This is a genomic window from Rhizobium sp. L51/94, from assembly GCF_019355555.1.
Classification (GTDB): Bacteria; Pseudomonadota; Alphaproteobacteria; order Rhizobiales; family Rhizobiaceae; genus Rhizobium; species Rhizobium rhododendri.
On record NZ_CP072141.1, the window covers coordinates 3,631,092 to 3,656,685 of the forward strand.

23 protein-coding genes and 2 pseudogenes are annotated in these 25,594 nt (G+C 60.3%); 7 read left to right on the forward strand and 18 right to left on the reverse strand.

Annotated features, from left to right (window positions below):
* The first annotated feature begins 138 nt into the window (after positions 1–138).
* Positions 139–1,035, forward strand: a complete 897-nt coding sequence (locus tag J5274_RS17630; protein ID WP_142830677.1) for a fructose bisphosphate aldolase — start codon at positions 139–141, stop codon at positions 1,033–1,035.
* A 104-nt stretch (positions 1,036–1,139) separates the two neighbouring features.
* Here J5274_RS17630 and J5274_RS17635 read toward each other — a convergent pair whose 3' ends face one another.
* Positions 1,140–1,301: a hypothetical protein gene (locus tag J5274_RS17635; RefSeq protein WP_162854775.1), complete on the reverse strand. Its 162-nt coding sequence runs from the start codon at positions 1,299–1,301 to the stop codon at positions 1,140–1,142.
* 133 nt (positions 1,302–1,434) lie between these two features.
* Between J5274_RS17635 and J5274_RS17640 the strand changes: the two genes are divergently transcribed.
* From J5274_RS17640 to J5274_RS17650, 3 genes are all read left to right on the forward strand, one after another.
* Positions 1,435–2,712 carry an MFS transporter gene (locus J5274_RS17640; protein ID WP_142830676.1) on the forward strand — a complete coding sequence of 426 codons (1,278 nt, stop codon included), beginning with the start codon at positions 1,435–1,437 and terminating at the stop codon, positions 2,710–2,712.
* A 13-nt stretch (positions 2,713–2,725) separates the two neighbouring features.
* On the forward strand, positions 2,726–2,917 hold the full coding sequence (locus J5274_RS17645) for a DUF1192 domain-containing protein (RefSeq protein ID WP_219274702.1): 192 nt from the start codon (positions 2,726–2,728) through the stop codon (positions 2,915–2,917).
* Positions 2,918–3,297: 380 nt separating this feature from the next.
* Positions 3,298–3,810, forward strand: coding sequence for a DUF1465 family protein (locus J5274_RS17650; RefSeq protein ID WP_111222385.1), 513 nt, complete (start codon positions 3,298–3,300; stop codon positions 3,808–3,810).
* Between the two features lie 138 nt (positions 3,811–3,948).
* Here the strand turns inward: J5274_RS17650 and rpmE are convergent, their stop codons facing one another.
* On the reverse strand, positions 3,949–4,170 hold the full coding sequence (gene rpmE / locus J5274_RS17655; protein ID WP_111222384.1) for a 50S ribosomal protein L31: 222 nt from the start codon (positions 4,168–4,170) through the stop codon (positions 3,949–3,951).
* A gap of 108 nt (positions 4,171–4,278) precedes the next feature.
* Between rpmE and J5274_RS17660 the strand changes: the two genes are divergently transcribed.
* Positions 4,279–6,165: an ABC transporter transmembrane domain-containing protein gene (locus J5274_RS17660; RefSeq protein ID WP_142830674.1), complete on the forward strand. Its 1,887-nt coding sequence runs from the start codon at positions 4,279–4,281 to the stop codon at positions 6,163–6,165.
* A 168-nt stretch (positions 6,166–6,333) separates the two neighbouring features.
* Entirely contained in the window at positions 6,334–6,522 is a 189-nt protein-coding gene (locus tag J5274_RS17665) for a YegP family protein (RefSeq protein ID WP_142830673.1), read from the forward strand.
* 94 nt (positions 6,523–6,616) lie between these two features.
* Here the strand turns inward: J5274_RS17665 and J5274_RS17670 are convergent, their stop codons facing one another.
* From J5274_RS17670 to J5274_RS17730, 14 genes and pseudogenes are all read right to left on the reverse strand, one after another.
* Positions 6,617–7,648, reverse strand: a complete 1,032-nt coding sequence (locus tag J5274_RS17670; protein ID WP_142830672.1) for a peptidoglycan -binding protein — start codon at positions 7,646–7,648, stop codon at positions 6,617–6,619.
* A 2-nt stretch (positions 7,649–7,650) separates the two neighbouring features.
* The gene (locus J5274_RS17675; RefSeq protein WP_142830671.1) at positions 7,651–8,691 is read right to left on the reverse strand and encodes a MotA/TolQ/ExbB proton channel family protein; all 1,041 of its coding nucleotides are present in this window, start codon (positions 8,689–8,691) and stop codon (positions 7,651–7,653) included.
* A 135-nt stretch (positions 8,692–8,826) separates the two neighbouring features.
* Positions 8,827–9,627 (reverse strand): inositol monophosphatase family protein, encoded by an 801-nt coding sequence (locus tag J5274_RS17680; protein ID WP_142830669.1) that lies wholly within the window; start codon positions 9,625–9,627, stop codon positions 8,827–8,829.
* A gap of 259 nt (positions 9,628–9,886) precedes the next feature.
* Positions 9,887–10,981, reverse strand: coding sequence for a chemotaxis response regulator protein-glutamate methylesterase (locus tag J5274_RS17685; protein ID WP_142830667.1), 1,095 nt, complete (start codon positions 10,979–10,981; stop codon positions 9,887–9,889).
* 15 nt (positions 10,982–10,996) lie between these two features.
* On the reverse strand, positions 10,997–11,851 hold the full coding sequence (locus tag J5274_RS17690) for a protein-glutamate O-methyltransferase CheR (RefSeq protein WP_142830665.1): 855 nt from the start codon (positions 11,849–11,851) through the stop codon (positions 10,997–10,999).
* A gap of 11 nt (positions 11,852–11,862) precedes the next feature.
* A complete protein-coding gene (locus J5274_RS17695; protein ID WP_142830663.1) occupies positions 11,863–12,351 on the reverse strand; it encodes a chemotaxis protein CheW in 489 nt (162 codons plus the stop codon).
* Positions 12,352–12,353: 2 nt separating this feature from the next.
* A complete protein-coding gene (locus tag J5274_RS17700) occupies positions 12,354–14,165 on the reverse strand; it encodes a methyl-accepting chemotaxis protein (protein ID WP_142830662.1) in 1,812 nt (603 codons plus the stop codon).
* 207 nt (positions 14,166–14,372) lie between these two features.
* A pseudogene (locus J5274_RS17705) lies at positions 14,373–15,719 on the reverse strand (methyl-accepting chemotaxis protein); the annotation flags it as partial.
* Positions 15,720–15,836: 117 nt separating this feature from the next.
* Positions 15,837–16,418: pseudogene (locus tag J5274_RS29355) on the reverse strand (MCP four helix bundle domain-containing protein); the annotation flags it as partial.
* A 164-nt stretch (positions 16,419–16,582) separates the two neighbouring features.
* Positions 16,583–18,277, reverse strand: a complete 1,695-nt coding sequence (locus J5274_RS17710) for a methyl-accepting chemotaxis protein (RefSeq protein ID WP_142830658.1) — start codon at positions 18,275–18,277, stop codon at positions 16,583–16,585.
* Positions 18,278–18,315: 38 nt separating this feature from the next.
* Positions 18,316–18,813, reverse strand: a complete 498-nt coding sequence (locus J5274_RS17715) for a chemotaxis protein CheW (RefSeq protein ID WP_142830656.1) — start codon at positions 18,811–18,813, stop codon at positions 18,316–18,318.
* Positions 18,810–20,825: a chemotaxis protein CheA gene (locus J5274_RS17720; protein ID WP_143123197.1), complete on the reverse strand. Its 2,016-nt coding sequence runs from the start codon at positions 20,823–20,825 to the stop codon at positions 18,810–18,812. The genes J5274_RS17715 and J5274_RS17720 overlap by 4 nt, the downstream gene beginning before the upstream one ends.
* Positions 20,822–21,190: a response regulator gene (locus J5274_RS17725; RefSeq protein ID WP_111222370.1), complete on the reverse strand. Its 369-nt coding sequence runs from the start codon at positions 21,188–21,190 to the stop codon at positions 20,822–20,824. The genes J5274_RS17720 and J5274_RS17725 overlap by 4 nt, the downstream gene beginning before the upstream one ends.
* The gene (locus tag J5274_RS17730) at positions 21,187–21,516 is read right to left on the reverse strand and encodes a hypothetical protein (RefSeq protein WP_224127953.1); all 330 of its coding nucleotides are present in this window, start codon (positions 21,514–21,516) and stop codon (positions 21,187–21,189) included. The genes J5274_RS17725 and J5274_RS17730 overlap by 4 nt, the downstream gene beginning before the upstream one ends.
* A gap of 351 nt (positions 21,517–21,867) precedes the next feature.
* On the opposite strand from J5274_RS17730, the gene J5274_RS17735 reads away from it, so the two are divergent.
* Entirely contained in the window at positions 21,868–23,610 is a 1,743-nt protein-coding gene (locus J5274_RS17735; protein ID WP_142830652.1) for a chemotaxis protein, read from the forward strand.
* Positions 23,611–23,687: 77 nt separating this feature from the next.
* On the opposite strand, the gene J5274_RS17740 is transcribed toward J5274_RS17735, so the two are convergent.
* Together J5274_RS17740 and J5274_RS17745 are read right to left on the reverse strand one after the other, a co-directional pair.
* Positions 23,688–24,833: an SEL1-like repeat protein gene (locus J5274_RS17740; protein ID WP_142830651.1), complete on the reverse strand. Its 1,146-nt coding sequence runs from the start codon at positions 24,831–24,833 to the stop codon at positions 23,688–23,690.
* A 9-nt stretch (positions 24,834–24,842) separates the two neighbouring features.
* The gene (locus J5274_RS17745) at positions 24,843–25,496 is read right to left on the reverse strand and encodes a thiamine phosphate synthase (RefSeq protein ID WP_142830650.1); all 654 of its coding nucleotides are present in this window, start codon (positions 25,494–25,496) and stop codon (positions 24,843–24,845) included.
* Positions 25,497–25,594 lie beyond the last annotated feature (98 nt).

The following is a 25,594-nucleotide window of genomic DNA, read 5'->3' on the forward strand; positions in this document are numbered from 1 at the left end:
GGGAGAGCATGAAAGGACCGAACGTCTTGGAGATGCAGATCCATTAGTTTGATCGATAGAGGCGTTGCCGGTCGGTCGTGAAATGAAACAACATCCGTGCGTGCGCAATGCGCCGCTTCGAGGGATAGGGAGTGAACTATGGTAGACGCGAAGATGTTGGACAAGATGAGCTCTGCACCGGGATTCATTGCGGCGCTGGACCAGAGCGGTGGTTCGACGCCCGGTGCGTTGCGTCTCTACGGCATTTCCGAGACCGACTACCAGGGCGACGATGAAATGTATCGCCTGATGCACGCCATGCGCGTCCGCATCATGAGCGCGCCTGCCTTTACCGGTGACAAGATTATCGCCGCCATCCTTTTCGAGCGGACCATGGACGGCGACGTCGACGGCCAGCCAGTTCCCTCATTTCTTTGGGAAAAGCGCGGCGTCGTGCCTCTCCTCAAGGTCGACAAGGGATTGCTTGCCGAAGAAAATGGCGTCCAGTTGATGAAGCCGATGCCGGAGTTGGACGCCCTCCTGAAGCGCGGCCGCGAAAAGGGAATTTTCGGCACCAAGATGCGCTCGGTGATTGGCAATGCCGACAAGGCCGGGATTGCCGCTGTCGTCAAGCAGCAGTTCGAGGTTGCCCGCCAGATCATCAGTCACGGCCTGATGCCGATTATTGAGCCTGAAGTCTCCATCAAAAGCGCAACGAAGACAGAGGCCGAAGCCATTCTTCGCGACGAAATCGCAAAGCAGCTCGATCTGCTGCCTGCATCCGAAACCGTGATGCTGAAGCTGACGATCCCGACGGTCGCCGATTTCTACGCTCCGCTCATTTCTCACAAGTCGGTCGTCCGGGTCGTAGCCCTTTCCGGTGGCTACAGCCGCACGGATGCATGCGAGAAGCTCAGCCATAACCATGGCATGATCGCCAGCTTCTCGCGCGCGCTGACAGAAAACCTGCGCGTCACGATGAGCGACGCCGAATTCGACGCCAACCTGGCCGAAACGATCGATGAGATCTACTCAGCCAGCGTCAACAAGGCCTGATACTGTCCAGACGCGGCAAGCACTTGAAGGTTGCCTAACCGAATGCTCGTAGACTCCATGGCCCGGCTTGCCACAGCCGGGCCATTTCTATTGCTACATCAGCATCAGAGCGCTTCGCGAAACACCAGCGCGAACGTCCAGATGGCGAAGGCCAAAATCGCGATCTTCCAGAAGTCCGCGCGCCGCCGCAGCCCGGGCAGGCCGAGCGGTCGGATCAGATGCACCACCATCGCCAGAAGCAGCAGCAAGCCTATGAGTTTGGACATAAAATTCTCTGTTGTCTGGTCACGGCCACAGACAGGACATTTTTCTCCTCGAAAAACTGGCCTGAACGGGCCTACCGATGCCTGTCCCCGCCGTCTTATCTGATTTTTAAGCCTGACCAGCGGACAATAGGATATGAAAAGAAATATTCTGCCCGTCCTCGCGCTCCTGTTCGGAACCCTGTTCCTGTTCATGGGCAACGGCCTTCACAGCCTGCTGCTACCCGTTCGCGGCACGGCCGAGGGCTATGCAACGACGACGCTCGGCCTGCTCGGAACGACATGGGCAACGGGCTTCGTGCTGGGTTGCCTGACGGCGCCCAAGCTCGTCCGTCGAGTCGGTCATGTCCGCGCCTTTTCGGGCTTCATCGCCGTCATCGCCATCATCGCCCTGCTGACCGGCCTGATCGTCGATTCCGCCTGGTGGGTGGCGCTGCGAGCCGTCACCGGCTTCTGCACCGCCGGCACCTCGATGATCATCGAGAGCTGGCTGAACGAGCGCGCCACCAACGAAAGCCGGGGCGCGATCTTTTCGCTGTACATCGGCATCACCCTGATAGGCGCCGTCGGCGGCCAGATGATGATCCCGTTCGGCGACATCCATACGCCGATGCTCTTCATGGTCTGCGGCATCTGCTACTGCGTAGCCATGCTGCCGACGACGCTGTCCAACGCCGCCTCGCCGCAGCCCCTGAAGGCCATCAAGCTCGACCTCCCGGCCATCTACAGAAACTCACCCGTCTCGTGCATCGGCATCCTGCTCGTCGGCATCGCCAACGGTGCCTATGGCACGCTCGGTGCTGTCTTCGGCGCCCGTGCTGGCCTTGACGAAGGCAACATTGCCATCATGATGAGTTCGACCATCTTTGCCGGCGCGATGATGCAACTGCCGGCGGGCCGGCTCTCCGACCGTATCGACCGCCGCTACGTGCTGGCCATCATGGCCGCGATTGCTGCCGTCGATGGGCTGCTGTTGTTTATCTTCCAGCCCAGCACGCCCTATCTGCTGATCAGCCTCGTTATCGTCTACGGCGCTGCGGCCAACACGCTCTATCCGATCACCGTCGCCCATGCGAACGACTTCGCCTCGCCGGAGGAATATGTGAAGGTGTCGGGCGGCCTGCTGCTGCTCTATGGGATAGGCACCATCATCGGACCGACCATGAGCGGCCCGATTATGTCTGCCATTGGCCCCTACTCACTGTTCCTCATCACCGCGATCGCCCATCTGGCGATCAGCGGCTATTCCATCTTCCGCAGCCGCCAGCGCGCCGCCATTCCAGCCGGAGAGCGCGATGCCTACACGAACATGCCGTCTGCCAACAACCAGATGATCACGCCGGAAAGCATGTCGATGGCCAACCCCATGGACACGCCGACCGAAACGGACGATCCTGCCGTCAAATACGGATGAAGGAGAAACCGCGATGAGCCTGTTTGACGACGACCGTCCGAAAAAGCCGGGTATCCACGAGATCGGTAGCGATATCACCCTGCTGTCGGTCGATGAGCTGAAGGAGCGTATCTCTCGTCTTCACGAGGAAATCGCGCGTCTCGAACTTGCCTGCAACGAAAAGGCCTCCGGTCGGAAGGCAGCCGAGAGCCTTTTCCGTTCCTGAAATTTACCCGCCGCCTCGGCAATCTGCATAGCAGCAAGTACAATTTCGGGGCGTCTTTAACTAAAAATTAAGCTTTATCATTCATTACTGTGAACATCCGGATTTTGTCTGGACTCAGACAGTTTTTCACCATTTGGCGAATTGGTCTGATTTTTCTCCCTGTTTCACCTTCAGAGCCGCTTTTTGCGGCTCTTTTTTTGTCTTTGCCTGCCGGCGCAGGCCAAGGAAACTGTGGAGATTAACCTTCTATTAAGAATCGACTTGCAGATCTGGGGTAAAACTACCATCTTGAAGTCAATCAGCGCCGCCTAATCGAAACCTTTTGCGACCTGCCGGCGTTACATAAGCAAAACTGACTGTCTGCAACAGGGACTACTCTGATGTCTGAACTTGGATTGAACACCGTTAGCTTTGCAGGTCGTGCCGCCTCGTCGTCGCAATTCAAGGCGCTGTATGCAGAGGGTATGTCCCTCGTGGAAGAGACAGCGGCTTACCTCGATGGTAATGGTCGTGCTGCTTCCAAGGTCCTGCCGCGCATGGCATCGGTGCTTTACGCAGCGGAATCCATGCGCCTGACCACACGTCTGATGCAGATGGCTTCTTGGCTCCTGCTGCAGCGTGCCGTCAACAACGGCGAGATGTCGCGCGACCAGGTCCTCACCGAAAAGAATAAGGTCCGCCTGGACGGTTTCAACGTCGACAAGACGGCGCCTGGCTGGGGTGATCTTCCGGAATCCTTCCGCGACCTCGTAGAGCGCTCCCTTCGCTTGCAGAACCGCGTAGCAATTCTCGATCGCGAGATCTATCGCCCTTCAGAGACCATCGTTCCGGACAACCAGAACAGCGTCAAGGCGCAGCTTAGCCTGCTCCAGACCGCTTTCGGCATGAACTGATCCGATCAAACCTCTCTTTCTTGGAAAGCCGGCCCGCTCATCGCGCGGCCGGTTTTTTGTTGTCAACCGCCTGGCGGCAGGACAAAGAAAAGCCCGGCAAAACCGGGCCCCTCAGAAACATAACGATAAAGCGGCGTATTAGACGCCGAGACCGCCGAAACGCTTGTTGAACTTTGAGATACGGCCGCCGCGGTCCATCATCTGCTGATTGCCGCCGGTCCATGCCGGGTGCGACTTGGAGTCGATTTCGAGGTTCATCGTGGCGCCTTCAGAACCCCAGGTGGAGCGGGTTTCATATTCGGTGCCATCGGTCATGACGACCTTGATGGTGTGGTATTCGGGATGGATGTTTGCCTTCATAACAATATTCCTGCCATGCCAGGGTCCATTTGTCGCAAGCCATTGCAGCGACCGACCCGATTGAATAAATGAAGCCGCAGCAGATGGCGGCCACGGCTTCCAATTACGATGCGGTGCCTATACAGCAAGGCCACGCAGATAACAAGGGCCGATCAGGGCCCAAAGCCTGGCTTTACAGGGATAGGAGACGACGTGTCAGAAACGGGAGAGGCAGGCGCCAAGCCACGCAAATCCATTCGACCGCTCGGACGCCTGCTGCCCTATCTGCAGCGCTACCGTCGCATGGTTACGGGCGCCGTCATCGCTCTCGCGCTCGCAGCGATCACCTCGCTGGCCCTGCCGCTTGCCGTCCGCCGGCTGATCGACCACGGGTTTGCGCAAAGCGACGGAACCTTCATCAACAGCTACTTCGTGATGCTGATGGTGATGGCCGTCGTTCTCGCCATGTCGAGTGCGCTGCGCTACTATTTCGTCATCACGCTGGGCGAACGCATCGTCTCCGACCTGCGCCGCGAGGTCTTCGACCATGTGACCCGTCTATCCCCATCCTTCTTCGATATAAACCAGTCCGGCGAGATCATGTCGCGGCTGACCGCCGACACCACGCAGATCAAGTCGGCCGTCGGCGCTACCGCGTCTGTCGCCCTGCGCAACATCATCCTCTGTTTCGGCGCCATAGGCATGATGATCTTCACCAGCCCGAAACTGTCAAGCATCGTGCTGATCGCCATTCCGCTGGTGGTGTTCCCACTGGTCGCGTTCGGCCGCAACGTCCGCAAGCGCTCGCGCGCCGCCCAGGACATGCTGGCGGACGCCTCTGCCTATGCCAACGAGACAATCGGCGCTACCCGCACCATCCAGGCCTTTAACGGCGAGAACGCCGCTGCTGCCCGCTATGGCAGCGCCGTCGAGAACGCCTACGAGGCCGCTCGCTCGGCCGTCAAATCCCGCGCCCTGCTGACGGGCTTTGCCATCACCATGATTTTCGGCAGCGTGGTTGCCGTCCTCTGGGTCGGTGCCCAGAATGTTCTGTCAGGAACCATGTCGCCGGGAACGCTGAGCCAGTTCCTGCTTTACTCCGTCATATCGGCTGGATCGCTTGGCGCACTTTCGGAAGTCTGGGGCGAGCTTTCCCAGGCCGCCGGCGCCGCAGACCGCATCGGAGAACTGCTGGCGGAACGGTCGGCCATCGCAGAGCCGGAATATCCCCTCCCCCTGCCGACGCCCCACATTGGCCGCGTCGAGTTCTCGGATGTGCATTTCGCCTATCCGTCGCGCCCCGGCAAGGCAGCCCTTCACGGCCTGTCACTCGGCGTCCGGCCGGGCGAGACGGTCGCTATCGTCGGACCGTCCGGTGCCGGCAAGAGCACCATATTCTCGCTGATCCTGCGTTTCTACGACCCGCAGAGCGGCACCGTCTCTGTCGACGGTATCGATACCCGCCAGTTATCTCTCGATGCCCTGCGCTCGCAGATCGCCATCGTGCCCCAGGATGTAACGATCTTTGCGGCCTCTATCCATGACAACATCGCCTTCAGCCGCCCTGGAGCGACGCGCGAAGAGGTCCGTGCGGCCGCCATTGCGGCCCAGGCGGATGAATTCATCAGCCGTCTCGACGAAGGCTACGATACGCCCACCGGCGAACGCGGCATCACGCTCTCCGGCGGCCAGCGCCAGCGCATTGCGATTGCCCGCGCCGTGCTCAAGAACGCCCCGATCCTGCTGCTCGACGAAGCAACGTCGGCGCTCGATGCCGAGAGCGAGATGCTCGTGCAGAAAGCACTCGACGACCTCATGGAAACCCGCACCACCATCGTCATCGCCCACCGGCTGGCGACCGTGCTGAAAGCAGACCGCATCCTCGTGCTCGATCATGGCCGCATCGTCGAGGAAGGCACCCACCAGAGCCTCGTGCAGCACGGCGGGATCTACGCCAAGCTTGCCCGGCTGCAATTCGACACCGGCATCGAGCAGCGCCTGACGATGGTGAACTGACACCCCGGGCGACTGCACGGAGGCTGAACCCTCCGCCCAAGGCAGCTCTCGCCCTGCAGCTTGCATTTTGCCGCCCGCTCCATCTTGACAGACCTCCATCTTTCAGGCGGCATTGCCAAGCGCTGCAAGCAGCCGAAAGACGAACGTCCAGACAGGGAGACGAGCACCATGTACAAATTTGAAGTCTACAAGGACAAAGCCGGCGAATTTCGTTTCCGGTTCAAGGCATCGAACGGCGAAACGATGTTCTCGTCGGAAGGCTACAAGGCAAAGGCCTCGGCCATGCATGCTATCGAATCGATCAAGAAGAACACACCCGGCGCCGACATAGACGACCAGACGAGCGCCACGGTCTGAGGCCGGACTGTAGCCTTCCCAAATCAGCAAAGCCGACGCCCGCGCGCCGGCTTTGCTTGATCATCGGGTTGGTCAGGGAACCAGATCGTGCCGATTACTTCTCGGTCAACTTGAGCTCGATGCGCCGGTTGGTGGCGCGAGCCTCCGGCGTATCCCCCGGCGCAATGGGCTGGAATTCGCCAAAACCTGCCGCTACCAGCCGGTCCGCAGGAACACCTTGCGAGATCAGGTATTTGACGACCGCGATGGCGCGGGCGGACGACAGGGCCCAGTTGTCGGCATACTTGCCGGTCCCGGACAGCGGCACATTGTCGGTATGACCGTCGACACGCAGCACCCAGTTGATCTCCGGCGGGATTTCCTTGGCGACGTCGATCAGCGCCTTTGCGAGCTTGGTCATTTCGGTCAAGCCCTGCGGGTTGAGATCTGCCCCGCCTGACGGAAACAGGACTTCCGACTGGAATACGAAGCGGTCGCCGACGATGCGGATATTGTCGCGGTCGGACAGGATTTCGCGCAGGCGCCCGAAAAAGTCCGAACGGTAGCGGTTGAGCTCCTGAACCTTCTGGGCGAGAGCGACATTCAGCCGCCGGCCGAGATCGGCAATCTTTACCTGTGAAGAATCGTCTTTGGCTTCCGATGCCTGCAGGGCCGCCTCGACCGCCGCGATCTGGTTGCGCAGCGCGGCAATCTGCTGGTTCAGCAAGTCGACCTGGCTGAGGGCACGGCTGCTCGCCTGCTTCTGGTCGTCGAGCTGCTGCGTCAGGCTGCCAATCCTCGCCTGCGAGGCCTCAGTGCTGCCGGAGCCAGCAGCCAGCAACGTCTGCAGCCGGGACTTCTCGCTTTGCGCCGAGGCCAGCGACGCCTGCAGGTTGGCAACGGAATCCTCGAGATCCTGCTTGCCGCTCTTTTCCAGCGCCAGCAGTTGCGTCAGTTCGTTGATCTGGCCGTTCAGCCGGGCAAGCACCTCGTCGCGACCGCTGAGCTGCCGGCTGAGGATGAACTGGCCGATGACGAATACCGTCAGCAAGAACATGATCGCCATCAGCAGAGTCGACAGCGCGTCGACGAAGCCGGGCCAATAGTCGATCGTCCGCTGGGTCCGGCGGTTGCGCGAGAGCGCCATGGCTACTTGCTCCCGGTCTTTTCGATACTTCCGATACGATCCGACAGCCGGTCCAGCGTCCGGCGCATCGACTTCGCTTCTTCCTGCTGCGCTTCGATCCAGTCCCGCAGCATCTGCTGCTCGTTGCGCATGTTCTTGACCAGTCCCTGGATGCCGTCGGCAAGGTTGGCCATGGCCGCGACCGATCGCTGGCCGCTGCCGCCTTCTTCAGCGATCTGGCGCATCTGTTCAGACAAGGCGCGGACATCATCCGCAGAGGCTCCATTAGTAGCGTCGGGCACGGACGACATGTCGGAACCGACATCGGTGACCGATGACAGCCAGTTTTCCAGTTCCGTGTAGAAACGGCTCTGCGCCCGCCCGGCCTGCAGGTCGAGGAAACCGAGGATCAGTGAACCGGAAAGACCGAGCAGTGAAGACGAAAACGCCGTACCCATGCCGACCAGCGGCGCGGCGAGACTTTCCTTCAGCGTGCCCAGGATGTCGCCACCCTCGGCCACATCGAGCGACTGGATGACCTTGTTGATCGATCCGATCGTGCCGATCAGGCCCCAGAAGGTGCCGAGCAGGCCGAGGAAGACCAACAGTCCGATCAGATAGCGCGATATATCCCGGGATTCGTCGAGCCGCGAGGCAATCGAATCGAGGATGGAGCGCAGTGTTGCAGTCGAAAGCGACATCGACTTGCGGCTGCCGAGAAGAGCGCGCATCGGCGCCAGCAGTTTTGGATTGAGGTCGACCTTGTCGGCATCGCCAACAACGCGGAAGGAGTTGAACCAGCGGACTTCCGGCCTGAGGGAAAGCACATGGTTGAAAACAAGGATGATGCCGACGACGAGAACGCCGAGGATCAGGCCGTTCAGGCCCGGATTGTGCATGAAGGCTTCCTGCCCCTGGCGGAACAGGATGGCGGCGATAAAGCCGACAATGATGAGAAACAGGATCATCGTCCAGAAAAAGGCCATCGGGCTCGATAGCCTGTACGCGCGGCTCTGCATCGGATCGTCAGTCGACCCAAGATCCGACAATTTCACATTTTTCATGAATACCTCAGCCACCGCAGATTTTCCGCCTGCGAAGACTAGAGCATCATTGCGCCGAATTGAAGAGTATCGGCCCACAAAACATGTGCGTTGCGGTAGGCTATCCGACTGGCCTAAGCTGCGTGTTTGCTTGGCTTAACGGGTCGGGATCGGACGCTTGACGACTTCCAACAGCGCCTTCTGGATGTACTCGTTGCCGCAGATGATCGAGCCTTTCGCAAGCATCTCGGTGCCACCGTCGAAATCGGACAGGAAGCCGCCGGCTTCGCGGATCAGCAGCACGCCGGCAGCGATATCCCAAGCGTTAAGCCCGGTTTCCCACATGCCGTCGAAGCGACCGGCAGCCACATAGGCCAGATCGAGCGCCGCAGAGCCCAGCCGGCGAACACCGGAGACTTCGCCCATGACATGGCGCAACTCGACAAGGAACTTGCCGTGGCTGCCGCGACCCAGATGCGGGACGCCGCAGGTGATGACGCAATCCGACAGCACACGGCGGCCGGCAACACGCAGGCGACGATCGTTGAGGAAGGCACCGCCGCCACGCTCGGAGGTGTAGAGTTCGTCCGTCGCCGGATTGAAGATGACGCCGGCGACGATCTCGCCGTTGCGTTCCAGGCCGATCGAAACCGCAAACAGCGGAATGCCGTGCAGGAAGTTCGTCGTACCATCGAGCGGATCGACGATCCAGCGATGGGCACCGTCGGTGCCGATGATTTCCTGGCTTTCCTCGCCGAGGAAGCCGTAGGTCGGCCGCGCCTTCATCAGCTCTTCGCGGATGATTTTTTCAGCCTTGAAATCCGCCTGCGAGACGAAATCGCCGGGGCCCTTGACGGAGACCTGCAGGTTCTGCACCTCGCCGAAATCGCGGCTCAGGGACTTGCCAGCCTTGAGGGCGGCCTGGACCATGACATTGAGAAGAGCAGAGCGAGCCATATGGCAATTCCTTGAAACACGAAAGACGCCATCCGGACCCGGATCAGGGTCCCGGCGGAGCGGGATCGGCGGCGCGATAAAGATTGGCGGCCTCAAGACCACAAAATCGTGCGCATTTCAAGGGCACAGCCGCATAGCTGCGTTGCGCCGCTCAAGGATCGTTAATTTAACGAGCCCGATCCCACCGCTTGAGACGATAGCCAAATGCGGATGTCGCCGCCGCTGGAAGCAGCGCAAGGCGGCAACCAAGAGCCTGAGCCTAGAACTTCTGCTGCGCAATCAGGATTTCGCGGGCCAGCTGGTCGAGCGGCAGGATACGGTCGACGCCGCCATGGGCGATGGCTTCCTTCGGCATGCCGAAGACCACGCAACTTGCCTCGTCCTGGGCAACCGTATAGGCGCCGGCCTGCTTCATCTCCAGCATGCCGCGCGCACCGTCGTCGCCCATGCCGGTCATGATGACCCCCATGGCATTCGAGCCGGCAGCCCGTGCGGCCGACCGAAACAGCACGTCGACCGATGGACGGTGGCGGGAGACGAGCGGCCCCGGCTTTACAGACACCGAGTAGCGGGCACCGTGGCGTTCCAGAAGCATATGCCGGTCGCCGGGCGCAATCAGCACGTGGCCGCGCAGGACCGGATCGCCGTCGACAGCTTCCTTGACCTCGACCTCGCAGAGGCCATTCAGCCGCTTTGCGAAGGCTGCCGTGAATTTCTCCGGCATGTGCTGGACGATGACCATGCCCGGCGCGTTCGCAGGCAATGCCTCGAGCAGCGCACGCAGCGCCTCCGTCCCGCCCGTCGAAGCTCCGACGCAAACGACCATCTCAGTGGTCTTTGCCATCGCCCTGCCGGTTGGCGGTGGCAGCATGACGTCGGCCGTCAGCTTTGCGGCGGGAGCGCCAGCCCGTGCGGCAACTCCCTCGGCCGCCCGCTTGCTGCCCGGAATTCGAGCATGCGACGCGGCCTTGACGACCTCGCGGATCCGCATCGCTTCTTCGGCCAGATAGTCTGCAGCGCCGATCCGGGGCTTGAGGATGATATCGACGGCGCCCGCCTCAAGCGCCTGCAGCAAGGTCTCTGAGCCCGCCTCCGTCAGCGACGAGCACATGACGACCGGGATCGGCCGCTGCAGCATCAGCTTGCGCAGAAAGGTAATGCCATCCATCCGCGGCATCTCGACATCCAGGGTGATGACATCCGGGATTTCCTCCTGGATCTTCCGTGCCGCCGCAAATGGGTCCGCAGCCACTCCCATGACTTCGATTTCGGGATCGTCGGACAGGATCGCGGTCAAGGTTTGCCGGACACTGGCGGAGTCATCGATAATCAGAACTCGAATTTTCTTTGGCATACCTTTTCCATGCATTTAGAGGCGCTGAAAGACAGTGTTTGACACCTGCTTCAAGGGCAGGTCGATGCCGGCAAGCGATTCCGAGTGGCCGATAAACAGATAGCCGCCCGGAAGCAGGCAGTCGCACAGGCGGCCGATGACATCTGCCTGGGTGGGTTTGTCGAAGTAGATGAGAACGTTGCGGCAGAAGATAATGTGCATGGGACCGCCGACACCGTAGGACTTGTCCATCAGGTTCATCCGGCCAAAACCGACATGCGACCGCAAACGCGGCGCGATGCGCACCTCCCGCCGTTGCTGCTGCTTCGAGCTCATCACATATTTCCGGCGAAGATTGGCAGGCACCGGCTCAACGAGGCTGTCGGCGTAAATCCCGATACGGGCCGCCTCCAGCACGTCGGTGCTGAGATCTGTTGCAAGCACCGAATAGTCGATACCGGGCACGCGTTCGGCAAACTCTGACAGCACCATCGCCATCGTGTAGGGCTCGGCGCCTGTCGAGCAGGCAGAACTCCACGCCCGCAGCCGCCGTTCCCCGCGTTTGACGAGATCGGGCAAGGCCACAGCTTCCATGTATTCGAAGTGCTTCGGCTCACGAAAGAAATCAGTCTTGTTGGTCGTGACCGCATCGATCAGGTGCACCGTCTCGGTTTCGAGCCCGTCGCCGTTGAACAGGAAATCGCAATAGTCGTCGAAGGAAGTGATCCCCGTTGCCCGGAGGCGCCGGCGCAGGCGGCCCTCGAGCATCGTCAGTTTCGTCGTCGGCATCTTGATGCCGCTATACTCGTAGATGAACTGGGCAAGCTTTTCGAAATTGCGCTTGCTGATGTGATCGCCGAAAGCCTGGCTTTCCTGTTGGGCCACTCTCATCCGCTGCCCACTCACGCTGCTTGGCCGGTGCGCGGGGAGAGCATCGCGGTGTCCTCGCGCGACAGCAATTGCGCTAGGTCGACGATGACGACGAAGCCGTTCTCGCGGCGGACGACGCCGGCGATGTAGTCGGAACGCCAGCGAATGCCGATATCCGGAGCCGCTTCGATCTGGTCACGCAAGAACGGCGTCACCTCGAAAACCCTGTCTGCAACGAGGCCAAGCGTCAGAGTTTTCGGACCGATTGGAATGTCGAGAACCAGCACGCGGGTATGCGGTGTCGGGATGGTCTTCGATAGACCGAGCTTCAGCCTGAGATCGATGGTGGGTACCCCCTGCCCGCGCACATCGCGCAGGCCGAGCAGGTAATCCGGACCGTTGGGGATCTTGAAAGCCTCGGCATAATCGAGAATTTCGCGAACCACTTCGACCGGCACGGCGAAGACTTCCTCGCCGAGGCTGAAGGTGACGAATTGCGATTCGAGAGGTGCTGTGGCCATGATTATGCGCTTTCCTTGAAGTCCATGTCGCCATCGTCCGGGCCGCCCATGGAGAGATCGAGTGCGTAGCCCTTCAGCCGTGCCTGCTGGCCTGCGACCGTATTGCTTGCCTTCGAGCCCGGAGCTTTGCGGGCGGAAGTGACCGGTGTCCGGGCGGTGGTCCGCACGGCAGGGGCACGGGTAGTTTTCTTGGAACCCTGGTCGACCTTGAAGAAGGCGATCGACGTCTGCAGCTCTTCGGCCTGGGCAGCCAGTTCTTCCGATGTTGCCGACATCTGCTCCGAGGCACCAGCGTTCTGCTGGGTGACCTTGTCGAGCTGCTGGATCGCTTCGTTGATCTGCGAGGCACCGATATCCTGCTCGCGGCAGGCGGCACTGATTTCCGAGATCAGCTCGGCAGTCTTGCGGATATCCGGCACCAAGCGACCGAGCATCTCACCGGCTTCAGCGGCTGCCTTCACCGTATCGCTCGACATCGAGCCGATCTCGGCAGCCGCCGACTGGCTGCGTTCGGCAAGCTTGCGGACTTCGGAGGCGACGACGGCAAAGCCCTTGCCATGTTCGCCGGCACGTGCGGCTTCGACGGCTGCATTCAGGGCCAGCAAATCGGTCTGACGAGCGATTTCCTGGACGATGCCGATCTTCTCGGCGATGGTCCGCATGGCGCTGACGGCGCGGGTAACGGCTTCGCCAGAGGCTTCCGCATCCTTGGCAGACTGACGGGCGATCTTTTCCGTCTGGGCGGCGTTGTCGGCGTTCTGCTTGATGTTCGAGGCCATTTCCTCCATCGCCGCAGAGGCTTCCTCGGCGGAGGCCGCCTGCTCTGTTGCGCCCTGGGAGACCTGCTCGGAGCTGGCCGAGAGTTCCTGGCTACCGGAAGAAACGTTATCGGAAGCGGACAGGGCATCGGCAACGACGCCACGAAGGCGGTCGACCATCTGCTCCAGTGCCATGCCGAGCGTATCCTTGTCCGACAGCGGCTTCGGCGCAACCGTAAGGTCGCCGTCCGAGATCTGCGATGCGATCGTCGCTGTGTTGCGAAGGTTCGCCGTCATCCGGCTCATCGAGGTCACCAGATCGCGGATTTCGTCGTTGCTTTTGTGTTCGATCTCCTGATCGAGATCGCCAATGCTGACGGCATCGGCAAGGCTCACCGCGCGCTTCAGGCCGCGAGAGATATTGAGCAGTATCCAGAGCGCGGAAATGGACGCCACGATGATCAGTCCGATGGTCATCGAGACCAGAAGATTGCGCGAGGTGGCATACTGGTCGTTGGTGGCCGAATCCGTTTCGGCGACGTTGCCGGTGACGGTGCTGCTCAGCTTGGACAGGACCTGCAAGAGCTGGACGGTAATCTGCTGACCTTCGCCCATCGAGATGTTACCGGCCTGGCTGTTGGATTCGGTAGTATTTTCCTTTGCGAGGACGATGACGCGATCCTGCAACGGTAGCCATTTGCCATAGAGATCAGCAAACTGGGTTATGCCATTGCGGACATCAGGGTCGGGCGATGTCGAAAGACGTTGCACCAGAGTTTTGACCAGTTCGCGCTGCTGCGTGACTTCGTCGACGTAACCATTGATCTTGGATGGATCGGTGTTGATGATAGCGTCCTTCTCCGAGCGGATAGAACGCAGGACGGCATCCGAAAGCTCTCCGGAATCTCGCAGGTTGGCAACGGGGCCTGCAACCATTTCAGAAATGTCGTTGTTGAGCGAGGACAGGTTGTAGATCGACAACCCGGCCATGGCGCAGGTGAGGAGGACAATGAAACCGAACACTAGGCTCAGTTTTAATTTGATCGTGAAACGCATGTGGAGGCTCCAAGCGGGTGGTGTTGTTCGGGACAAGCCTATGACCGGCGGCCACCAAGGCACGCCGGAGGTTGATGATTGAGTGAAGAGCTTGACATCTACTCCCGCGTCGATCGGCTCGGAGCCTTTCACGCATCCAACGGCCACATCCGTTGGCTCAGGCACGTTCGGGGCCGCGTGGACCCCGTATCGGGATAGCCTCTCGGCTTAGGCGCTTTCGCGGAAGTCTTCGTCTTCTGCGTCAGGTCCGCCCATGGACATATCCAGTGCAAAACCCTTGGCACGAGCCTGCTGCGCGGCAATGCTCTGCGAGGACTTGCCGTAGGTCGGTGCGATGGACTTTCGTGCCTGAAGAGGGGCGGAGACGATTTTCGTCGAAGCCCTCACCGGTGTCTTCTTCGAGGCCGAAGCCCGCGAGTTCGACGTCTCGACCTTGAAGAAGGCGATCGACGTCTGCAGCTCTTCGGCCTGGGCCGCGAGTTCTTCTGACGTTGCCGACATCTGCTCGGAAGCACCGGCATTCTGCTGGGTCACCTTGTCGAGTTGCTGGATCGCTTCGTTGATCTGCGAGGCACCGATATCCTGCTCGCGGCAGGCGGCACTGATTTCCGAGATCAGCTCGGCGGTCTTGCGGATATCCGGAACCAGGCGGCTCAGCATGTCGCCGGCTTCAGCGGCTGCCTTCACCGTATCGCTGGACATCGAGCCGATTTCGGCGGCAGCCGACTGGCTGCGTTCGGCAAGCTTGCGGACTTCGGAGGCGACGACTGCAAAGCCCTTGCCATGTTCGCCGGCACGGGCCGCTTCGACGGCTGCGTTCAGGGCCAGCAAATCGGTCTGACGAGCGATTTCCTGGACGATGCCGATCTTCTCGGCGATGGTCCGCATGGCGCTGACGGCGCGGGTAACGGCTTCGCCGGAGGCTTCCGCATCCTTGGCCGATTGGCGGGCGATCTTTTCGGTCTGGGCGGCGTTGTCGGCGTTCTGCTTGATGTTCGAGGCCATCTCTTCCATCGCCGCAGAGGCTTCTTCGGCAGAGGCTGCCTGTTCGGTTGCGCCCTGGGAGACCTGCTCGGAGCTGGCGGACAGTTCCTGGCTACCGGCAGACACGTTGTCTGCTGCAGAGATCGCGTCGGCAACGACGCCGCGCAGGCGTTCCACCATCTGCTGCAGCGCGATACCGAGCGTATCTCTCTCCGACAGCGGCTTTGGCGAAACAGTCAGGTCGCCTTCCGCAATCTGGCCGGCGACATCAGACGTCGTCCGCAGGTTGGTGATCATGCTCTGCATGGCAAAGCCCAGAACGTCCTTGTCGGACAACGGCTGCGCCATGACCGATAGGTCACCTTCGGCAATCTTGCTTGCCATAGCCGCTGTGCCGCGCAGGTTGACAGCCATCCGGCTCATCGAATCGACGAGATCGCGGATTTCGTCGTTGCTCTTGTGCTGGATCTCCTGGTTAAGGTCGCCAAGGCTGACGGCATCGGCAAGGTTCACCGCGCGCTTCAGGCCACGGGAGATGTTGAGCAGTATCCAGAGCGCCGAAGCCAACGCGATGACGATCAATCCGGCGGTCATCGCCACGAGCAGATTGCGCGAGCTGGCATACTGTTCGTTCGTCGCTGTATCCGTTTCAGTCACGTTGCCCGTGACGGTGTCGCTGAGCTTTGCCAGCACCTGCAGAAGCTGCACGGTGATCTGCTGGCCCTCGCCCATGGAGATGGACCCGGCCTGGCTGTTGGATTCCGTGGTATTCTGCTTGGCAAGTCCGGTGACACGATCCTGCAACTGCACCCATTTGCCATAAAGATCGGTGAACTGGGTCATGCCGTTGCGGATATCCGGATCCGGCGAGGCGGAAAGACGTTGTACCAGCGACTTGATCTGATCGCGCTGCTGCGCGATCTCGTCGATGTAGCCGCCAATCCTCGTCGGATCTGTGTTGATGATGGCATCTTTTTCCGACCGGATGGAGTGCATGACCGCATCCGAGAGTTCACCCGATTCCCGCAGGTTGGCGACGGGGCCGGCCACCATTTCAGAGATATCGCCGTTGAGCGAAGACAGATTGTAAATCGATAGGCCGGCCATCGCGCAGGTGAGCAGGACGATGAAACCGAATACGAGGCTCAGCTTTAACTTGATCGTGAAACGCATGAGGAGACTCCAAGCGGGTGGCATTGATCGGGACAAGCCTGTGACCAAAAGCCACTCAGGATCGCCAATTTTAGATCGGAGGTAAGAGCTTGACATCTACTCTCGCGTCGAACGGCTCTCGGCCCTTCGCGCATCCAACGGCCACATCCGTTGGCTAAGACATTTCAGGACAAGGTAATTTCCTGAATAAAAACGAGCGCATAAATACGTTGGCTCAGTGCGCCGGCGGCCTTAGTGGCCGCCGGTAACATTCGGTCAGATCAAGCGCTTTCGCGAAAATCGTCGTCGTGTGCATCCGGTCCGCCCATCGACAGGTCGAGTGCAAAACCCTTGGCACGGGCCTGCTGGGCGGCAACGCTGTTCGGCTTGTTGGCGACAGCAGGCCGGCGGGCATTTGCTGCGGCCATTGGCGCCTTGGCGAACGCCCGTACGGCGATCTTCTTGGCGGCCGGCTTGTGAGCGATGCTGTCGACCTTGAAGAAGGCGATGGATGCCTGCAGCTCTTCGGCCTGGGCGGCGAGTTCTTCTGACGTCGCAGACATCTGTTCCGAGGCGCCGGCATTCTGCTGGGTCACCTTGTCGAGCTGCTGGATCGCTTCGTTGATCTGCGAAGCGCCGATGTCCTGCTCGCGGCAGGCGGCACTGATTTCCGAGACCAGTTCCGCAGTCTTGCGGATATCCGGCACCAGGCGACCGAGCATTTCACCGGCTTCGGCCGCTGCCTTGACGGTATCGCTCGACATTGCGCCGATCTCGGCAGCCGCCGACTGGCTGCGTTCGGCAAGCTTGCGGACTTCGGAGGCGACGACTGCAAAACCTTTGCCATGTTCACCGGCACGTGCCGCTTCGACGGCTGCGTTCAGGGCCAGCAGGTCAGTCTGGCGGGCGATTTCCTGGACGATACCGATCTTCTCGGCAATAGTCCGCATGGCGCTGACGGCGCGGGTAACGGCTTCGCCAGAGGCTTCCGCATCCTTGGCCGACTGACGGGCGATCTTTTCAGTCTGGGCAGCATTGTCGGCGTTCTGCTTGATATTGGAAGCCATTTCTTCCATCGAAGCCGAAGCCTCTTCGGCGGAGGCAGCCTGTTCGGTGGCACCCTGCGATACCTGCTCGGAACTGGCTGAAAGTTCCTGGCTACCGGAAGAGACGTTGTCGGAAGCGGACAGCGCATCGCCGACCACGCCGCGCAGGCGTTCGATCATGACGTTGACGTTTCCGAGCATCTCGCCGATTTCGTCGCGGTTGGTGATTTCAGCGGTCTTTGTGAGGTCGCCTTCTGCAACATCGCGGACCACGGCGTTGGCACGGGCAAGACCCTTGCCGATCGTGCTTGCGATCCAGTAGGCGGTGATGGCAGCAATCAGCAGCGCCGCGCCGGCGACTGCCAGCATCATCATACGGATATGGGCATACTGAACGTCCGCATCGTCGTCCGCAAACTTCATCTTGACCTTTTCGTCCTCGAGCTTGTCGTTGAGGCTGGCTCCGATGGAGTTGGCGGCCTTGCGAGCTTCGCCGACAGAAACGGCATAGGCGCCTTCCTTGTCGCCGGCATTCAGCAGGTCGCGGATCTGGTCATCGGCGCGAACGAACATTTGCGCCATCTTCTCGGTTTCGCCCCACGCTGCGCGGCTATCCGGCGACAGGATCTTGTTGAGCGACGCAAAATCGTCTGTCAGGGCCTTGCGGGCTACATCACCGGCAGCAATCGCCGCCTTGCTGTCTTCTGCTGTACGCGCTGCCAGCAGGTTCTTCTGCTGACGGATGATCTGCAGCTGATCGATATTGATCTGCTGTGTCAGCTCAAGCCGTGCGGCCGGTCCCTCGAGGACGTCGCTGATGGTGTCGTTGAAATTGCTTAGGCTCATGATGGCGTAACCGGAGGTGCCGATCAGCATGAGTATGATAAAGGCGAAGGCCCCCACCAGTTTGGCCTTGATCGTAAATCGCATAATATTGTCCCCTATATTTCGTCTCATAGCTGCCTTGGTCAGGCAGCCAGCGCGTGATCCCGTCGCGTCGCGAAAATGGCCTGCAGGTTTGGAAGGATGATGAATTCGCCGCCTCGCTTGACGAGGCAGCTGATGTAGTCCGGCCGCCAGCGCATGCCGACGCTCGGAGGCGCTTCGCTGGAGGCTTTCGCCAGCGTGGTGACTTCATTCACCTTGTCCGTTCGCAACCCGACCAGTGTCGGTTCGTCCTGGATCGTCAGGGAGATGACGACGATGCGGCTGTCGATGGTCGCTGCTGCCGCTTCCATGCCGAAGGCAAGGCGCAGATCGGCGAGCGGAATGACTTTGCCGCGAAAGTTGATGACGCTGGCAACGAAAGGCTGGCTTCCCGGCACCGCAGTTTCCGGCAAGAGATCGAGGATTTCCTGAACCATTGCCGCCTCGAGCGCAAATGTCTCGCCGTTCAGATCGAACGTCAGGACCTCGAGTTCATCGGTGTCGTTCCAGTGATTATCGTTCTGAAGGGACTGGTTCATCCTGCTGCACGCAACTGCGCCTCCTGTTGCTGACCGGCGGCGACCAGGTGGACGACGTCGAGAATAAGCGCGACATTGCCGTCGCCGAGAATGGTGGCACCAGAGAATGTCGAGACATCCTGATGCAGCTTGGACATCGACTTGATGACCGTCTGGTGGTCGCCGATGATCTGGTCGACGACGAGACCAACCCGTTCCGTGCCGGTCGAGATGACCACCACCTTCTGATGCACATCCGGCTTGGTGCCGGTGCGGAACAGCTCGCGCAACCTGAGGAAAGGCACGAGGCTGTCTCGCAGCGAGATGAAGCTACGACCGCGCGAGCGCAGATCCTCCTCCAGCGACAGTTCGAGGCATTCCTCGACTGCTGAAAGCGGAATGACATAGCGACCGGTGCCGACCCGCACGAGCAGGCCATCGATGATCGCCAGCGTCAGCGGAATGCGCAAGGACACTTCCGAGCCCTGCCCGTCATGGCTGGTAACGTCGATGGCGCCGCGCAATGCCTCGACTGTCTTCTTGACTACATCCATCCCGACGCCACGGCCGGAAAGATTGGTGATCTGCGCCGCAGTGGAAAATCCCGGCGCGAAAATAAGCTGCAGCAGGTCGCTGTCGGACAGCACCTGGCCCGGCTGGATAAGCCCCGAGCTTTCAGCCTTGGCACGGACTCGCTGGCGATTGATGCCACGGCCGTCATCCTTGATCGAGATGATAACCTCGCCACCCGATTGCCGCGCCGACAGCGTGACTGTGCCGCCCTCGGATTTGCCGGCGGACAGGCGCTCGGCCGGCGGCTCGAGGCCGTGGTCGATCGAATTGCGCACCAGATGCACCAGCGGATCGGCGAGGCGTTCGATGACCGTCTTGTCGACTTCCGTGGTTTCGCCTTCCGTGATCAGCTCGATGACCTTGCCGGTCTCGCGGGCGAGATCATGCGTCAGGCGGCGGAAGCGGCTGAACAACGTTGCGACCGGCACCATGCGCAGTACCATCATCGTGTCGCGCAACTCGCCGGACAACCGTTCGATTTCTTCCGATACGGAGCGCAGTGCGAGATCGGAGCTGGAATTGGCCAACTGGCGCAGGCGTGACTGGGCGATCACGAGTTCACCGACGCGATCCATCAGCTCGTCGAGCCGTTCGGCCGGGACACGGACGCTTTCGGATGCCTTGGCCTGACGGGCATCGGTCGGAGCCGCGGCCGATGGCGTCTCGGCCTTGGCAGGAACGGTCTCGGCAGCGGCCGGTGCAGGTGTCGCGACAGGCAACGACACCACCACGGCAGGCTCTCCGACAACCGCGACGACCGGAGCCGGCGCTGGCGCCTCGCTGAGGGTCTCGACCTCGAGCTGCATGTCGTCCATAACGAAAATAAACACGTCGTCAATGGCGGAGCGCGGCTGGTCGGAGGTCAAGAGCACCTCCCAGGAGAGGTGCAGTTCCGTCGGCACCAGCACGTCGAGTGGTGGAATTCCAGACGTATCGGCAACGATCCGGCATTCGCCGAGATCGCGCAATTCGTCCAGCAGACCGAGCGGGTTGGTGCCGTTGATCATCGCGTTATGCGGCAGGCTGAAGCGGATGCGCCAACGGTTCAATGGGTCCTTTGCAGCAGCTACGACCGGCTCTGCGGATTTGCCATCGACGGCAGCACGCAGCAGTTCCAGCAGGCGATCGCCCGCCGCCTGATGATCGCCGTTCGGCGTCTCGACCAGGGCACGCATGTGATCCTGCGCCGCCAACACCGCAGCAACCAGTTCGGCAGTTGCCGGCACTTCACCCTTGCGGACACGGTCGAAGGCCGTTTCGCAATGATGGGTGAACGCGGCCAGCGCGTCGAAGCCGAACATCGACCCGGAGCCCTTCAGCGTATGTAGTCCGCGGAACACCGCGTCGATCTGCGCCTTGTCGTCGAGCCTGTGGGTAAGGTCGAGGAGGCCGCTTTCGATCTGTTCGAAAACCTCGGCAGCTTCAATGCGGAAGACGGCAACCGGATCGAGCATGTTCATCGGCCGAGTACCTTGCGGGTTATCTTGATCAGGTTTTCAGGATCGAAAGGCTTCGTCAGCCAGCCGGTGGCACCGGCAGCCTTGGCGCGGGCCTTCAGGTCGGCATCTGATTCCGTCGTCAGGAAGATGATCGGCACGCCCATGTGCTCGGGCAGCTTGCGCAGCTCCTCGATCATCGTCAGGCCGTCCATGACAGGCATGTTGAGATCGGTAATGATGAGATCGAATGCCCCACCCTTGGCCTTTGCCAGTCCGTCCGAACCATCCACCGCTTCGGTCACGGTATAGCCGGCGTTGGAAAGGGAGATCTTGGTCGTCATTCGAATGCTGGCGGAATCGTCGACCGTTAAAATGTTCGCAGTCATACTCGTACCTCTTGATGTAACCAGAATTGCGCGTCTTCCGCCGACTGGGCGTCGGTGAAACCACCGCGCTTCAATACCTTAAGCACCGACCCTGTCGCAGGAGCGGCCAGCCGCATCGTCTTGCCGGCGGCACGGGCATCCATGCGGGCAGATTCAACCAGCTGGACAAAGCTCAGATCAGCCTCGGCATCCTCGGGGATCTCAAGCGTAATTTCCGGGCTTTCCGTCAGGCGCATATGAATAATGCCATGCACTTCCGCGATATTCTTTATAACCAAAGAATTTGGAAGCTGCACAACGTCCTTATACTTACGATCCGCTGTCAAAATTGCCTCCTGAGTGGACAGATGCATAACCTCTGATAGAGGAATCTCATGACAGCCTTAACAGGCAGTAAACCCGGGTTGCACCGAAGCACAATTACAGCGAGTCCCCATGGTGCGATTTATTACCTGAAATAAATTGGGATTTAGTTTAAGGATTTCAGTAAAATTGAACAATTTCCGTTACTTATGGGATATTGCAATAAAGCTTAGTATAACTGATGAGTGATTGTTAACGATGCTTCGAGATCGATGCCGATACAACGTCTGCGAGTCACCGCAATTTACCGGAACTTTCCATCCTTGAGTCTAGTATTGAGCCAGAGAAGACGAGATTCAAGTAAAGGAAGAACAATGACAAGTGGAACAGCTCTGGCGCATCGCCCTTTACAGATGCCGGTCGCCGACGTCCGCGACACATTGGAGTCGGCCCGCAATCAGGTCGAGAAGCGCTTCCTGGACGGCGGCGCAGTGCTGGTTTCGGTGATGGAGGTCATCAACGAGCTGCTTGCATCCCTGGATCGTCTGACGAAATCACTGGACAGCGATGGCACGAGCGACACGGCGGCGGATCTGCTGCAGACCGTGACGACGCTGGTCGACCTGCCCGACCTCGAAGCCAGGCGCCAGGAGAATTTTGCAGTCCTGTCGGCGGCCGGCGCCGTGCTGAGCACCCATGTCATGGATATGCAGGAAACGATGCGCTACCTGCGGACCTTTGCCATTACCGTGAAGATTACCGGCGCCGGTATTGCCGAATTCGGCGGCTTCGCGCAGGAGATACTCGAGCGGATCCAGTCCGGCACCAACGAGGTCAACAGTTTCGCCGACCAGCTGACCACGCTGGAGCGGGACCTCAAGGTTGCGATGAATGTCGGGGCAACAACGACCAAGGACTATGGCCACACCATTCCGAAAGTCGTCGATGCTCTTGAGAAAGACGTAAAAACCATCGCCAGCCACCGCAAGGATCTTGCAGCGATTGCCGGCCAGGTCGGCGCCATCGCTCGCGGGGTCCAGGGCAAGGTCGCCTCCACCCTGTCTGCGCTGCAGATCGGCGACATCACCCGCCAGCGTATCGAACACGTACAGAGCGCCTTCACCTTTCTCGAGGAATTCCTCGAAACCGAGGAAGGCCGCGCACTCGACAACGATGCACGCTACCGCCTCGAAAATCTCATTCACCACCTGACGGCGGCGCAAATGCGCGACATGGTTGAAGACTTCCAGCGAGAATCCCGCAATGTCGTCCAGACGATCACCAGCTTCAGCCACGATACCCAGGAAATCCTGAAACTGCGCGATGACATGAAGGGCAGCGGCGAGGAAACCGGCGGCAATTTCATGCGCACGCTGGAAGACAGCGTCTCCACCGCCCTTGGCATCGTCAAGCAAGTGGAGACGGCGCGCACCCAGACAAACCGGATCAGCCAGTCCACCCTCGACACGACATCCAACCTTTTGAAAAGCATCGCCAATATCCGCGCGGTCAAGACCGACATCCATTATATGGCGTTGAATACCAACCTGCGCTGCAGCCGCATGGGCGAAGAAGGCCGCTCGATCAACGTCATCACTGCCGAACTGCGCATCTTTGCAGCCAAGCTCGATGATTCAGCAGACTCGCTCGTTACCGGCCTTTGCGATCTCGAGACTGCCGGCAATGGCGTCGCCTCGACCCATGAGGCCAACGCCCGCCGCCTCGACGAACGGCTTGGCGGCGCTGTCGGCAATATCCGCGCCGGCGCAGACGTCATGGAAAAGGAACTGGCGATCCTGTCCGAGCGTGGGCGCGAAGTGGCCACCAAGATCAGCCTGTCGCTCAGCAAGCTCGATTTTCAGAACGATCTCGGCGAGATCCTCGCCACTTGCGCCGATACGTTGAGCGATATGGCGGGCCCGCAGCAGCCCGACGTCAGCGACCTTGCCGACAGCCTCGGGCCGCTCGCAGCCCGGATCCTGAAGGTCTACACCATGGCGCAGGAACGCAATGTCCACCACGACATCGTCCCTGCTCAAAGCGGCGCCATCCTGCATGTCGTCGAAACTGCGGCCGCCGCGAACGACGAGGACTTGTTCGAAGACGCGCTTTTCTAGAGCAAGGCCCAGCTGCAAATGACGACGACGTGGGGTATCAAACGCGCGTCTCACACTGCGAGACGCCTTGAGCGCACTTAGCGCGCGCTGCGGAATTTGTTGGCCGCGTTGATCGCGGCCTTTTGCTGGTCGTCCTCGATACCGAGATAGAAATCCTCGAGTTCGGGATCCTTCAGTCCGGCACGGCGCGAAATGACGTACCATTTTGCTGCCTCGACCGCATCCTGCGGCGTTCCGAGGCCATTGATATAGAGGTGCGCCAGCTTGTTCTGCGCCACCACATTGCCGCGATAAGCCGCGACCTTCATCCACTTGAAGCCTTCTTCGAGCTCGGTCTTGCCACCGACGCCGTTGATCAGCCAGACCCCCATGTCCAGCTGCGCCGTGTCGAAGCCGGCATTCGCCGCCCGCGCCAGCCACATGCGCGCCTGTGCCTTCTTCTCCGGCGGCACGCTTTCAAGCGACATATAGAGTTGCGAAACGGCGTATTGTGCATCCGCGATGCCTTGGGCGGCAGACTTTTCGTAATAGGGCAATGCCAGCTCGAGGCCCTTTATACCAGCGTTGTCGGCAGTCAGGCTCTGTGCCCAGTTGAACTGCGCCGTCGGCTCTCCGGCATCGGCTGCTTTCTTCATCCATTGATCGGCCGACTTGCGGTCACGCGGGACATCGCGGCCTTCCATCTGCGCCAGGGCAAATTTGAACATCGCGGTAGGATTTCCGCCTTCCGCTGCCTTGCCATACCAGAAGGCGGCGTTCTTGCTGTCGCGCCGGACGCCCAGTCCCTGCGACAGCAGTTCGGCGATCAGCGTCTGTGCCGCCGGATCACCGAGTTGGGCGCGCGGCAGGGCTTTCTGGAATGCCGTGAGATAGTAGCCACGCTGAAAGGCACCATAGGCCTCGTCGACCACGCCCGTATAAGGCTTTTCCGGCGGAAGCGCCGGCAGGCCTACGCCCATGCGATCGAGAACGCCGATGCCACCCGAAGGCTTGGTTGCCTTGGGATCGGTAGGCACAGGTGCTGCCTCGCCGCCTTTCTTGAAAGGCTGCGGCTTCGGCTCGTTCGATGGTAAAATGTGCTCGGTCGGAAAAGCCCCGACATTAGGGGAATTCGAGACCCCGTCCGCAGCAGACTGCGCTCTTGCCATAGGGGGAAGAACAGCAAACCCGGTGAGGAGCGCCAGAAACAGCAAGGGCGGATGATAGCGGTGCGAGATCGACATGAACTGCTATCAATCTTCAAACCGTGGCGCTTTTTCGTCCAGCAAGGCATTCACGGCAGAAACAACAGACGATGCCTGTGCGGCGTCGGCAAACACAGCGGATCTCAACGCCACGAACTCCACTCCGGCGAGCGCCACATCGAGCGCGGAGTTCGGGTCGGTGCCGCCCATGACGATGCAGGGGATCTCGATCATCGATGCCCACCATTCGCCGAGATCGACGTTTTTCGGATGTGCCTCGGGCTTGAAGTCGCCGTCGAACTTGCCGAAGAAGATATAGTCCGGCCTCAGTTCACCGATTTCCAGCGCGGTATGCCGATCCTTGGCCGTTCCGCCGCCGACCATGAAGCTTGCCGTCTGCTTTTCCATCGCCTCGGTGAACTCGGCAATATCGGCAGCGATATGCAGCCCATCCGCCTTGGCGCGCGCCGCGACGCGGCTGTCGCCGGCAATGAGGGCTGCGGCACCGGCGGCCTGAACGATCGGAACCAGCTTTTCCGCCGATTTCTGGAAATCGAATTCGTTAAGCCCGTATTGCGGAATGATGACAGAGGCGACGTCGCCGCCCTCCAGCGCCTTTGCCACGAGTGCATGCTGTTCTGCGATGTCGGTCATCTCGGGCACGATGAGAACCAGACGGCAGCGGCTTGGGGGCAAGGTCATGCAGGCTTCCTATTCGGCGCATCCGGCCGGAACACGAAGTCCGGCATTCCGGTCTGTGAGTAAATCCGTTGGGACCTGCTGACAAGGGGAGCGTCGCG